We start from the raw sequence: 12,425 nt of genomic DNA, 5'->3' as shown, positions 1-12,425 counted from the left end.
TACCTATGTTCAAACAAATTACATTTCGAGTTTTGCTGTTGATTAGCGCTTTGCTGCTGGTCGTAAAGCCATTAATTGGCTTTACGTTATATCATCAGGCCAAGGCTCAAGGCGAGAATGAGTTTATAACGGTTATCAAGGCTTTCAGCAAAAGAAAGCAGGAATACCTGGATTGGGTTGAAACTAGTGAAGGCAGCATAATCTGTAATGGCATGTCTGCAGTAGTTGGACGCATCCGAACGTTGCTTATTTTCCATTTCTCCAATTTTTTCTCACCTTCTGTTGGGAAAAATCCGACAAACAATTTCTTAAGTCAACTATTTAGCCCTTTTGAGCGGCTCTACCTGTTGCATCTCCGTTTGACATTATGATTTGATACCTGTTTAAAATAGACGAAAGGCATTATTCCGCTGAGGAATTTCGTTGCTGTAATTTATTTAAAATAAGATATTAAACATGTTTAAGAAAATAGTCCTGATAGGAGTTTTCTTGCTTTCCTGTGGCGTTTTTTGTCATGGGCAGGAAAATAATATACCTATCAAACTCAATGATTTGTTGTCTGCGGTAGCACAACATGCGCCTTCTTTGCGTACTGACTATACGGGTACTATGGTACAAGAAGCTCGTGTGCAGGAAATACGAAATAACCGTTTGCCGAGTTTGCAGCTATCCTATCAAGCTGATCTCGGTTCAAATAATAATGTGCCCGGCCCTTACTTTGGATTTGGTATTGTGCCGACCAATAATGGGGGGATACGTGAAAATAATAATTACAATGCCGTCAGCAGCAATCTTGCTATTGCGGCGTTTCAATGGGAGTTCTATAATTTCGGCGCGTACCAGGCGCAAGATCAATTGGCTCAATCGGCGGTTAACGTTGAAAAGAAACGATTTGATCAATCAAAATACGACCTGCAATCGTTTACGATCTACAGTTATCTTCAGCTGTTAAAATTGCATGATCTTATTGAAATTCAGACACGGAGTATCGATCGAAACCGAGAGATCAGGCAATCGATATTTGCTGTAGTTAAAAGCGGTATCCGGGCGGGTGTTGATACCAGTATGGCGGATGCGGAGATTTCAAGAGCGAAGCTGAGCTTAATTGAACTTGAAAATCAACAACGGCAGTTGCAGATTCGTTTATCGACGCTTTCTGCATTGCCTCCCGATCAAATTGTTGCCGATATGACCGCTGAAAAGATCCTCTTTGAGCAGGTGAAAAGTTCGCCCATTGAATTGAATGGGGGGACGCAGCACCCCTTAGTAGCCTATTACAATGCTTTATTTGATAAAACCAAAATGGAGGAAAAGCTTGTATCAAAAAGCTACCGTCCTAAGCTCTTTCTTTCGGGGGCAGTGTGGGGACGTGCCGCGAGTGTAGATCACAGCAATAGTTATCGTTCCCTTGGCGAGGGATTTGGAGTGGAACGAGGTAATTATCTCGTTGGTGTCGGAATCAATTACAACATCTTTGACCTTCAACGGAAAAAAGCAAAACTCCACACACAGCGGTTGATGGTTGATCAGGCTGGGCAAAAGCTGCAGGAGGAGCAGGCCAATATTACGATGAATATTGCGCAGTCTGCTGCGGAAGTTGCTACTGCCGAGCAGAGGTTGGACGAGATCCCGCATCAGACCAAAGCTGCTAATGCAGCCTATCGGCAAAAGTTCTCGCTTTATAAAAATGGGCTTACAGATATTGTTGAAGTCAATGTCGCACAAAATATGCTCTATCAGGCTGAGCGGGATTATATCGCTGCCAAGTATAATTATTACCTCGCATTGTTCCATCAGGTCGTTGCCCAGAATAATGTAGACGGATTTCTCCAACTTTTTAAATAAATGTCTATGTCATTAGTTACAGTTGCTTTAAAAAGGCCGATTACGACAGTGATTATTACACTGAGTCTATTGTTATTTTCGATCTTATCACTCTTTAAGATCCCTATCGATATCTTTCCGCAGCTTAATTCGCCTACAATATATGTGATTGAGTCTTATGGTGGTATGTCTCCACAGCAGATGGAAGGTTTTTTTTCCTCCCGAATGCAGGATCAATTTCTATATGTCAACGGTATAAAAAATATTTCTGCCAAGAATATTCAGGGACTGACCTTACTGAAATTGAGTTTTTATGAAAATACGGATATGGCCGAGGCATCGGCACAGGTTGCATTGCAGGTAAACCGGGCCATGAAATTCTTTCCTCCGGGAGCATTGCCTCCGCAAGTTGTCCGTTTTGACGCCTCATCCCTTCCTGTCGGACAGCTAGTGCTGTCATCTAAAACACGGAGTTTAAAGGAAATCTATGATATGGCAAGTACACTTGTTCGTCCGATGTTTTCCGCTGTGCCCGGACTTTCAGCTCCACCGCCTTTTGGAGCCAACTCAAGGACTATAACGGTCAATGTTGATCCCAATAAACTACGAAGTTATCATTTAACGGCAGATGAAATTGTGATGGCTTTGTCAAAATTCAATGTGATGTCTCCTTCGGGTAACCTTCACCTTGACAATACAATGTATGTCACGACGATAAACTCCCTCATTAAGAATGTAAGCGACTTTGCCAATATTCCAATTTTGACGAAAAATGGGATACCTATTTATGTGAAAGATGTGGCTCGGGTATCAGATGGATCCGATATTACGGTAAGTTATGCATTGATCAATGGAAGAAGATCCGTCTATATTCCTGCGGTGAAAACTGCTGACGCTTCTACCTGGGCTGTTGTGCGTAATCTGAAAGCTAAATTACCGGAGATTCAAAACTTGCTTCCTGAAGATGTGAAAGTTTCTTATGAGTTTGATCAGTCTGTGGCCGTCATGAATTCGGTCCAAAGCCTTTTGCACGAAGGCGGACTTGGGGCTTTATTGACCGGGTTGATGGTGTTGTTATTTTTGCGGGATTGGCGTAGCAGTCTGATCGTCATCATTACAATACCAGTTTCCATATTATTGGGGGTATTGTTGCTGAAACTTTTCGGACAAACAATCAATATTATGACCTTAAGTGGTTTGGCACTGGCGATTGGGATTTTGGTTGATCAGGCCACGGTGACAATTGAAAGTATCCATCAGCATCAGGAAAAAGGGACCGCCAAACGGAAAGCAATTTATCGTGCCTGTCAAGAGATTGCGGTGCCATTGTTGTTGATTCTCTTTTGTATCCTGGCTGTTTTTGCACCATCGTTTATGATGGAAGGCATCCCTAGAGCCATGTTTTTACCTTTATCTCTGTCCATTGGTTTAACGATGATTGCTTCGTATTTTATGGCGCAAACATTGGTGCCAATCTTATCCAATTGGTTGCTCAAGGATCATCATCTGGGGCATGCTCAATCGGATTCACCCAGTTTTTTTGATCGGATAAAAAAGCGGTATCGTGTGATATTACATCGATCCATGCGTCATAAGGGTAGGGTTGTTTTAGGCTATTTGTTTTGTACGCTTGCGATGTCGGCGCTTGCATTTCTATATATTGGCAAGGATATGATGCCGAAAGTCAATAACGGACAGTTTCAATTGCGGATCAAGGAACCCGATGGGACACGATTGGAACGTACGGAGGAATCTGTTAAACAGGTTCTGCAATTGATTGACAGTACGGTCAATCATCAGGTCGCCATCAGTTCTGCTTATGTTGGTTTGGTTCCGAGCAGTTATGGTGTTAGTAATTTGTATGTTTTCAATACAGGGACACATGAGGCTGTTATTCAGGTGAACTTAAATGCAGATTATCATGTTAATATGGATGAGCTTAAAGATGTACTCAGACATAATATTCAGTATAAAATGCCACGTTTGCGGTTCAATTTTGAGCCTATAGACATGACCGAGAAAATTATGAGCCAAGGTGCGGCCACACCGATCGAGGTCCGTATTGCCGGAAAGAAAATGGATGAGATGAAGTCATATGCCGACAAAGTTGTTTCAGCACTGCACAAGATTGATTATTTACGGGATGTACAGATTGCTCAACCCTTGAAGTTACCGACCATTGCAATAGCCATCGATCGGCTCAAAGCATCACAATTGGGTTTACAGATGGATGATATTGCCCGGTCTGTGACGGCGAGTACGTCTTCGAGTCGTTTTACGCAAAAGATACAATGGCTTGATGAGAATAACACCTATACGTATCAGGTACAGGTTCAGGTGCCTGAGTATGTGATGAATACGATGGACGAGTTGCGTGAAATTCCATTAGTCAAAGGGCAGTTAACGCCAACCTTAGGCGATATTGCGAGTTTTAATACACAATATATGCCTGGAGAGTATGACCGACAAGGGCCAAGGCGCTATTTAACTGTGATGGCCAATATACACCAAAAGGATCTGGGGACGGCTACAGCGGATGTTCAAAAAGCGATTCGGAGCCTGGCTGCTCCACCCCGAGGTGTCATCGTTGAGATGAAGGGAATGTCTACACTGTTGCTTGAGACCATGAGTAGCCTTCAAATAGGCCTGCTATGTGCTGTGGTTGTTATTTTTCTTTTATTGGCGGCGAATTACCAAAGTGTGAAACTTTCCTTAACGGCTTTGGTGACTATTCCGGCAGTTATTCTTGGGGCATTGTTGATGCTCATATTGACGGGGTCGACTTTAAATTTACAATCCTATATGGGCATGATCATGTCTACAGGTGTTTCGGTTGCAAATGCCATTCTTATCGTTTCGGGGGCAGAAAATTTGCGTATCGATCTTCGTAACGCACGGACGGCGGCTTTTGCGAGTGCTGCTACACGTTTGCGTCCCATATTAATGACGAGTATGGCTATGATTGCGGGGATGATTCCGATGGCTATGGGAATGGGAGAAACTGGGGAGCAGGCCGCGCCACTTGGACGTGCTGTTATCGGTGGTTTGTTTGCGTCAACTTTTGCCGCCCTTTTCATATTACCCTTGTTGTTTGTGTGGATGAAAGAGAAATCCAACTATGATTCTGTTTCACTGCTACCGCATGAGGAACCGGTGGATGCAGAGGCTATTTTAGACAACAATGCTTATATCGCAAATTAGGTGTTAAGCTTAGCAGGCTTAAATGTCATTTTACGATACGGTGAACTTAAAATTTTGAAGAAGAAATATACCATCTAGTGGGTGGGAAAAATGATTAAAGATGAAAGAACTATGCTATGTATTCTTGTCGATAAGCTTATTAACTGCTTGCGGAAGCACAGAGAAGCCTATCGACCTTACGCCAAAACAACCGGGCAAGACTGCAGCTCATGAAGTTGCGGTGTTGCAGGAAAAGGTTATGTCGAGCAGTGTTAGATTGCCGGGAAAACTTAAACCATATAATGAAGTCAATATTTATGCGAAGATGAATAGTTTTGTGAAACATATTCATGTGGACCGTGGAACTATTGTCAGGAAAGGCCAACTGTTAATCCAGTTGGAAGCACCAGAAATGCTGGCGGCAGTACAGGCCGCGCGTTCGCGTTATGTACAGGCGCAGGAAACGGCTTCGGCGAGCAAAGATAAATATCGCCGACTGAAAAATGCAGCGCAGGAAGAGGGGGCTGTTTCACCTTTGGATCTGGATAATGCGTTGTCAAAGATGAAAGCAGATGAAGCTGTTGCCATGTCGGAAAAAGCTAATGTAGAAGAGGTGGAGATGATGCAATCTTATCTGGATATCAAAGCTCCTTTTAATGGTATTATTGTGCAACGTAATGTATCAGAAGGTGCGTTGGTCGGTCCAGGAAAAGGAAGCGATCAGCCTTTACTTATTTTGCAGGATCTTAATCGATTGCGATTGGAAGTACAGATTCCAGAGACCTATGTGGATAAAGTTGATTTATCTAAAAAAGTAGCTTATCGTTTCAATAATAAACCAAATAAAGTATTTGATGGGATGATCGCAAGATCAGCGAATTCGCTAGGGGCCATGCAGTCGGAAGCGATAGAGGTGGATGTTCCCAATGCCGATAATCTACTGAAGCCTGGTTTGTACTGTGAGGTTGATATACCGCTTTCTGCCGGAGCCAGTTCTTTACTGGTGCCATCGAATAGCATTGTTCGTTCGACGGAAAGACAATATGTTATTCAAGTCGTTGATGGAAAAGCTCATTTTGTGGATATCAAAGAAGGGGTGTCTACACATGATTCAACAGAAATTTTTGGTCAGCTGAATATACATGATCGGATTCTATTACATGCAAATGATGAAATTAAAGAAGGGACAGCACTTTCTTTAGAAAAGTAAATAGACTTCGTACGATAATAGCGTTTCGGATATAGGCCGAAACGCTATTATTATAGGTTTTAAATCGTCTTATTCAATAGGTCATAGAGACCTTTGATCAAGGCCCGTATTTGGCTGCCGTTCTGATCTGAAAATGAAAACTCATCTGCAAATCGGTTTGCTCCTCTCAGAAATTCCCGAAGCTCTTGTACATTGTCTACATTTTCTGCGCTTGAAAATTTATTCTTATAAAGAAGAACATAGTTTAGAAACTCCTGAGTTGACTGGTTGAGTGAAACTTCCTGTTGCAATAGCGTCAGAAGTTGCAGATAATGCGCTTTTATGAATTCAATATTTACCATGGTAAAGGAATTTCTTGTACGAGTTGCTTAAAGGCATCATCTCTGACAGCAGCAGGGATAAATAGCTGAATTGCTTTACCAGGAAGATGGGGGTTGATTATACCTGTGGCAATAGGTTGTCTTGCGGTGGCGCCCTGCCATACTTTTAGTGTTTTGGCTTGTGGAACTTCATACCGGTAAAATTTACTGAAGTTGTTCCATGCCGGTTGAACGGCAGTACCGCCGATTACGTCGCCGACGGATTTTGGAATCTCTTTGGTCCAGTAGCCGCCGGCAGGATTTCCTCCAGTGACACGATATATTTTGGTGCCTGCGGGTAGTTCTGTCGCTGTAGCGTCCACAAAGTTGGCAGCCTCTACTGCTGGTAAATCTAAATCTGGATTATTCCATGGGCTAGTTTTTCCATTGGATAAGCCATTCGGTACATAATCAGATTTTGCTATTCCAGGGATATTGTTCCAGTCTTCAATATATACCCTCTGATGATAAATACTTTGTGCTGTTTCCAGGTTATTCAGCAGAGCAGCCTTATCCTTTGACTTGGAAAATGCTTCTTTGAGTTTGGTTTGGTCCAAACCTTTTGCTATCCAATTGTTTAATTTGGCTTTGGTGCCTGTTCCTAAAGATTTTTCGAGGTCGTCCATCCAACTGGTCGAATTTTCGATTTCATCAATTGGATCCTTATCCGAGGAACAATTAACGACAAGTTGACTTGTGAAGATTAACAGAATCAACAGCACTGTTTGAGTAAATCTGGTCATGATTGGTTTACGTTGTTAGTATATAATTAAATGTAATTAATAAAATAGTTAACGTGTTTTTTAAATAATGGTTTTGATTTAAGTGATTATTTGTTAAATAATTATTTTTATGGAAATACTTTTATGTATTAATATGTGTTTTGCTGATGAAATTAGGTAATTGTTAAAATTTATGCAAGTTAATTTTGAGAATTTACTTAATTTAAAGGAAAGGTAATTTTATGGACTATAGTGGCTTTCTAGTCTCAAAATAGATCATTCTAGCTTAATCTTCGGCGGATTTTGCTAGGATATGAATCAAGTACCCATTCTATCCGATAGATTTGGATAGAATGAGGGATTCCAGCACTTTATAGGTTTGACGGGTTCTTGGCGCTATCAAAACGGGTTTTTAGATGCTGCCTTCTTGAACGGCGTAAACGTGATTTTTTTACAGGATAATGTCTCTTTTTTGTGATATTGTTAAAGATTAGAGCCACCAGGAATAAAATTATGCAACCTGATAGTACTGGACTTAATACGTACCAATATCCCATTGAAGAGATCTTTGTTCCGCTGCTGACTGCAATGAGTGCAGTTGCTCCACCAGGAGGATGCAGCGTGCGTGTATGTTGCATACAAACAATGGACAGGGCAACGGCAAAGGGAGCGGTCAGCCAGATAATATCGGGAAGGAGCTGTGCAACGGTAACTCCGGCGATTGCAGAAACAACATGGCCGCCGATTAAATTGCGTGGCTGTGCAAGTGGACTTTGTATGGCACCATAAACCAAAACCGAGGAAGCTCCGAAAGAACCTATCAAAAAGACATTTTCGAGCGAAGGTAAATGAAGTGATTGGATATAGGCGATAATAAATATCCCAACAAATGCACCAATAAATGACCAAAAATGTTCCCAAGGATCGACTAATGTCTCTCTATAGATCACATATCTATAGATCCGTAATTGTCTGTGGAGATGCTGTTTCATTTTATTTGCAAAAATATGTAGACCAAGGGCTTTAAACTTTGCGCATTCTATCTTGATTTTTGAAGAATTTATAACATTCGATTTCTTATGCTGGGTGTCACGATACTTTGGCAGCAAAGTCCATCGAAATGATGTCTAAGGGATGCCCCATTTTTATAGACTCATGGTAGTTACAACGCTTTTGGCTCTTGTTCAGATCGAAAAATTTACTGGGCAAAAGTACACTAAAATAATAAGATCTATCTCCTGTAATTTAAAATCTCCCTTTTGATACGGCTAGTTTTAACGTATACTCTTTTCTCGTCCAATGGGATTGGAGGATAGTTTTCTGTCCGATCTTTCAGGATCATTTTATGCTATAAGTAAGTGGATGTTAGTTTGATAAAATTGGTTCCATTGCGGCGCGCAACGTGGACCTGTTGGTTTTCGATCCGACCAGTGCAACTTACAATTTTGTAAGTTGTTCCAGTCTCCGGAAAAACACATTAGTTTTGTTCAAAAATTATACCCTATGGAATTGAAAGATAATATTGTGGGTTTTCACCACCTATCGATTAAGGCTCAGGATTTTGATAAGACGATTGGCTTTTATGGAAATCTTGGTTTTATTGTCGTGCATGAATGGTCGTTACCCGAGTTCAATTTAGAACGCTGCGCCATGCTTTTTAATGCCTCTATAGGCTATTATTTGGAAATTTGTGATAAGAATGCTGCTATTCCAACGCAGGGAAGAAGGCGTAAAGAAGGAGAGGAATATGTCGAGAATGCGCTACTTCATCTGTGTTTTACGGTAGAAGATGCCGAAGATGCCCGAATACAGGCTATCGCCCATGGTGCAAAGGACCTGAGTGCCGGTGTTTTCGAACTCAGGCTCAGTCAAGGTAAAAAAGATGTTTTTGTACGCAACAGTCTCGTTTATAGTCCAAATGGAGAGGTGATTGAATTTTTGGAGCGGGTTGATTTTAGTTAAGGATGGTCGTTGTTAAACCCAGAAAGGGCTGCCAATAGGGGTTTTAGCTGATGACTTTTGTCGGTCAGTGAATAGACAGATGCTGTTTTACTTCGGTCTTTTTGAATGAGTCCATCCAGCTGCAATTCTTTCAATTGTTTCGCAAGTGTACGATCGCTTACTTGGGGTAGAAGAATTTTGAATTCCGAATAGTTTGTGTCCTGCTCGAGGAGTTTGAATAGAATCGAAAGTTTCCATCGACCACTGAATAATGCCAACGTTTTTGAGGCGTTACAGAACTGTTGTAATGTTTTTTCATTGATTGCATTCGTCGAATTTTCTTTGCGGTCTGTCATAGCTACTAATATCGAAAAAAATGTGAAGAATGAAAGGGATATTTCCCTAGCAATTTGTGTCCTTCCGTCATCGATTTATTTTTAATAATTCTTTTATTTAGAATTATTAAAAATAGTATATCTTTGGGCCATTATTCATTGCGCTCCTACAAAGAGACAATATCATCTACAAATTCTTTTGTCTAAATGGAAACATACATTTTTTCAATGCGATCAATTTTACGCACTGTCTTTATCATTAGCCTTTTACATCTTTCACAAAATCTGCTGTCACAGGAGAGCAAGGGCAGCGTTCGCGGGCGCTTAACAATGGTGGATGGTGAACCTATGGCTTCCAAGGCTATTTCATTGCTAGAACTTCAGCGAACTACCCTTACAGATGAGGATGGTAAATACATCTTCAAAGGGTTGGATACAGGTAATTATACCATTCGTGTACAATTATTAGGGGCAAAGGAAATCAAGATCCCCGTTCACATCGGAGCTCCTCTTATTCATGTGGAAGCGAATTATCAGATGTCTGACGAGAATGTACTTGCTTTGCAGGAAGTTGTTGTGCACGGTAAAAACAACAGGTTTGTTCAAAAAGAAAGTGTGTACGTAGCGCGCTTACCTTTAAAAAATTTGGAGAACCCGCAGGTGTATAATGCCGTTCCCAAAGCCCTTTTTCAGGAGCAAATCGCCGTGGACCTCGGTAGCATTTCTAAAAATGTTCCCGGTGCTGGTATACCGATGATTGCTAATCAAGGCCGGGTAACGTTTCGTTCGAGAGGATTTGAAACTGAGCCAAATGCGCGTAATGGTGTTGCCGGAGCGGCTTTTTCTTTTATCGATCCAGTCAATTTGGAGCGCATTGAAGCCATAAAAGGACCATCAGCTACCTTGTTTGGAAAAAGTGTGTCGAGCAGTTACGGTGGCGTTTATAACCGTGTTACCAAAAAGCCTTATAACGATTTTGGGGGCGAAGTTGGTTATGTAGGTGGAAGCTGGAATTATAACCGTGTAGCTTTGGATCTCAATACGCCGATAAATGCAGACCGGACAGCTCTTTTCAGAATCAATGCCGCTGGAACGATAGAAAAAAGTTTTCAGGACCTGGGATTTACCAATAGCTTTGCCTTGGCACCAAGTTTCTCGTACCAGATAACAGATCGGCTTTCATTACTCTTGGATCTTGAGTACGGACAGGCTAAAGGAACATCTGTGGTACGTTTCAACCCATACACTGGAAGTAACAAAGTGCAGTCCATCAGTGATATGAAATTCCCTTACAAAAAGACTTTTCTAAGCAATGATTTAGCCTATCAAACGCAGATGTTCAATATTTTTGCGCAGATGAACTATAAAATTTCAGAAGAATGGACTTCACAGACTATCATTTCTAGGGCAAATTCAACTATCAATGGGTATATCTCAGCGCTGAATGGTAAATCTGATTCGACCTTAAATGCACAGGTTATGGTGGGAACTACGTCGTTTATTGCGACGGATCTGCAACAGAATTTTATCGGTGATTTTCATATCGGAAAATTTCGCAACCGGATGGTTATAGGCTTGGACTACTATAATAATTCCAATTATTTTGATCGCTACCATACCAACACTCGGACAATCAATTTTATAAATCCACCTGCAGATTATCGTATCAATCATTTTATTGTTGATTCTTTAACCGCAAAATCTGCCTATCGTAAAGAGAAAAATAGTGACGATACTTATGCAGCATACGTTTCTGATGTATTTAATTTGACTGATCAATTGATGGTTATGGCGAGTTTGCGCGTGGACCGCTTCCAATATCATGGGGTCTACAATATTACGACAGGGGAAACTACGGGCGGAATAGGTGCTGGGGGGATTCAAAAAGGACCATTTGGGCAAACAGCATTGTCACCCAAATTTGGTGTGGTATATGAAGCGCTCAAAGATAAGCTATCGGTATTTGGAAACTATATGAATGGTTTTAATAACATCAGTGGTGTGGATATCAATAGCAATCCTTTCAAACCCGAATATGCCAATCAGATGGAGTTTGGTGTAAAAGGGGATCTATTCAACCACCGGTTGGCTGGAACTGTAAGTTATTACGATATCCGTGTGGATAATGTTTTACGCACGAATCCAGATGATAGTAATTATTCCATCCAGGACGGTACACAGTTAAGTAAAGGTGTTGAAGTGGAATTGACCGCGAACCCATTTAACGGAATGAATATTGTAGCTGGATATGCTTATAATGAGAGTAAATATAGTAATGCCGATCCATCGGTAAATGGTTTGAGACCTGCACTTTCGGGGCCACAGCGTATGTTGAATTTTTGGTTGAGTTATCGTATACCAGCTGGAAAATATCAAGGACTGGGCGCCGGATTTGGAGGAAATATGGGAAGTTCCTCTTATCAGACAAATACACAGACGGCTAAGGTTATTATTCCTTCCTATCAGCTATTTGACGCAACTGTTTATTATGATCAATCTAAATTTAGGGTCGGAATAAAAGTAGATAATTTGACAAGTGAGAAAGCTTGGTCGGTAAGGCTTACGCCACAGAGCCCGGCGCGTGTTTTGGCTAACTTTACACTAAAATTTTAGTGGAAGACCACAACGAATAGATAAAAAAAGAGAAGGCTTAGCCTTCTCTTTTTTTATCTATTTACAGATTGAGACAATAATTGCAACGATGTCTGATTCTCATAAAGGGAATGCCTTGATCCTCGCCGGGGCTATTTTCATACCAATTGGATATACTTGAACAAGCTGACCCCTCAAAATTGAAATAGAATTAGGGATGCGTAGTGCGTTTAAAGCTGTTATTCAACTGCCATACTGGCTG

The 12,425-nt window shown here is 41.2% G+C and carries 10 protein-coding genes; 6 read left to right on the top strand and 4 right to left on the bottom strand.

Annotation, left to right across the window (positions count from 1 at the left end):
* The first annotated feature begins 5 nt into the window (after positions 1-5).
* The 4 genes from IQ31_RS19940 to IQ31_RS19925 all read left to right on the top strand — a co-directional run bounded on the left by IQ31_RS19940 (position 6) and on the right by IQ31_RS19925 (position 6,214).
* Positions 6-371, top strand: a complete 366-nt coding sequence (locus tag IQ31_RS19940) for a hypothetical protein (RefSeq protein ID WP_115050065.1) — start codon at positions 6-8, stop codon at positions 369-371.
* Positions 372-456: 85 nt separating this feature from the next.
* Positions 457-1,845 carry a TolC family protein gene (locus tag IQ31_RS19935; RefSeq protein WP_145329538.1) on the top strand — a complete coding sequence of 463 codons (1,389 nt, stop codon included), beginning with the start codon at positions 457-459 and terminating at the stop codon, positions 1,843-1,845.
* Positions 1,846-1,851: 6 nt separating this feature from the next.
* Positions 1,852-5,025 (top strand): efflux RND transporter permease subunit, encoded by a 3,174-nt coding sequence (locus IQ31_RS19930; protein WP_145329535.1) that lies wholly within the window; start codon positions 1,852-1,854, stop codon positions 5,023-5,025.
* Between the two features lie 100 nt (positions 5,026-5,125).
* Positions 5,126-6,214: an efflux RND transporter periplasmic adaptor subunit gene (locus IQ31_RS19925; protein ID WP_115050069.1), complete on the top strand. Its 1,089-nt coding sequence runs from the start codon at positions 5,126-5,128 to the stop codon at positions 6,212-6,214.
* A gap of 59 nt (positions 6,215-6,273) precedes the next feature.
* On the opposite strand, the gene IQ31_RS19920 is transcribed toward IQ31_RS19925, so the two are convergent.
* From IQ31_RS19920 to IQ31_RS19910, 3 genes are all read right to left on the bottom strand, one after another.
* Positions 6,274-6,555: a hypothetical protein gene (locus tag IQ31_RS19920; protein ID WP_145329533.1), complete on the bottom strand. Its 282-nt coding sequence runs from the start codon at positions 6,553-6,555 to the stop codon at positions 6,274-6,276.
* Positions 6,549-7,316 (bottom strand): hypothetical protein, encoded by a 768-nt coding sequence (locus IQ31_RS19915; RefSeq protein ID WP_145329531.1) that lies wholly within the window; start codon positions 7,314-7,316, stop codon positions 6,549-6,551. The genes IQ31_RS19920 and IQ31_RS19915 overlap by 7 nt, the downstream gene beginning before the upstream one ends.
* A gap of 350 nt (positions 7,317-7,666) precedes the next feature.
* Positions 7,667-8,287: an HPP family protein gene (locus IQ31_RS19910; RefSeq protein ID WP_075993821.1), complete on the bottom strand. Its 621-nt coding sequence runs from the start codon at positions 8,285-8,287 to the stop codon at positions 7,667-7,669.
* A gap of 511 nt (positions 8,288-8,798) precedes the next feature.
* Here IQ31_RS19910 and IQ31_RS19905 point away from each other — a divergent pair.
* A complete protein-coding gene (locus IQ31_RS19905; RefSeq protein WP_145329528.1) occupies positions 8,799-9,257 on the top strand; it encodes a VOC family protein in 459 nt (152 codons plus the stop codon).
* Here IQ31_RS19905 and IQ31_RS19900 read toward each other — a convergent pair.
* Positions 9,254-9,592 (bottom strand): winged helix-turn-helix transcriptional regulator, encoded by a 339-nt coding sequence (locus IQ31_RS19900; RefSeq protein WP_115050077.1) that lies wholly within the window; start codon positions 9,590-9,592, stop codon positions 9,254-9,256. The genes IQ31_RS19905 and IQ31_RS19900 overlap by 4 nt on opposite strands.
* A 207-nt stretch (positions 9,593-9,799) precedes the next feature.
* Between IQ31_RS19900 and IQ31_RS19895 the strand changes: the two genes are divergently transcribed.
* Complete coding sequence (locus tag IQ31_RS19895; protein ID WP_145329526.1) at positions 9,800-12,184, top strand: TonB-dependent receptor; 2,385 nt, start codon at positions 9,800-9,802, stop codon at positions 12,182-12,184.
* Positions 12,185-12,425 lie beyond the last annotated feature (241 nt).

Source organism: Sphingobacterium siyangense, assembly GCF_007830445.1.
Taxonomy (GTDB): Bacteria; Bacteroidota; Bacteroidia; order Sphingobacteriales; family Sphingobacteriaceae; genus Sphingobacterium; species Sphingobacterium siyangense.
The sequence above is the reverse complement of the archived record's forward strand: the minus strand, read 5'-3'. Positions and strand labels throughout refer to the sequence as shown.

Excerpts from the sequence above, each read along its gene's own strand:
- IQ31_RS19930 (WP_145329535.1), top strand. The coding sequence starts at position 1,852 with ATGTCATTAGTTACAGTTGCTTTAAAAAGGCCGATTACGACAGTGATT.
- IQ31_RS19905 (WP_145329528.1), top strand. The coding sequence starts at position 8,799 with ATGGAATTGAAAGATAATATTGTGGGTTTTCACCACCTATCGATTAAG.
- IQ31_RS19925 (WP_115050069.1), top strand. The coding sequence starts at position 5,126 with ATGAAAGAACTATGCTATGTATTCTTGTCGATAAGCTTATTAACTGCT.
- IQ31_RS19920 (WP_145329533.1), bottom strand. The coding sequence starts at position 6,555 with ATGGTAAATATTGAATTCATAAAAGCGCATTATCTGCAACTTCTGACG.
- IQ31_RS19935 (WP_145329538.1), top strand. The coding sequence starts at position 457 with ATGTTTAAGAAAATAGTCCTGATAGGAGTTTTCTTGCTTTCCTGTGGC.
- IQ31_RS19940 (WP_115050065.1), top strand. The coding sequence starts at position 6 with ATGTTCAAACAAATTACATTTCGAGTTTTGCTGTTGATTAGCGCTTTG.
- IQ31_RS19895 (WP_145329526.1), top strand. The coding sequence starts at position 9,800 with ATGCGATCAATTTTACGCACTGTCTTTATCATTAGCCTTTTACATCTT.
- IQ31_RS19910 (WP_075993821.1), bottom strand. The coding sequence starts at position 8,287 with ATGAAACAGCATCTCCACAGACAATTACGGATCTATAGATATGTGATC.
- IQ31_RS19915 (WP_145329531.1), bottom strand. The coding sequence starts at position 7,316 with ATGACCAGATTTACTCAAACAGTGCTGTTGATTCTGTTAATCTTCACA.
- IQ31_RS19900 (WP_115050077.1), bottom strand. The coding sequence starts at position 9,592 with ATGACAGACCGCAAAGAAAATTCGACGAATGCAATCAATGAAAAAACA.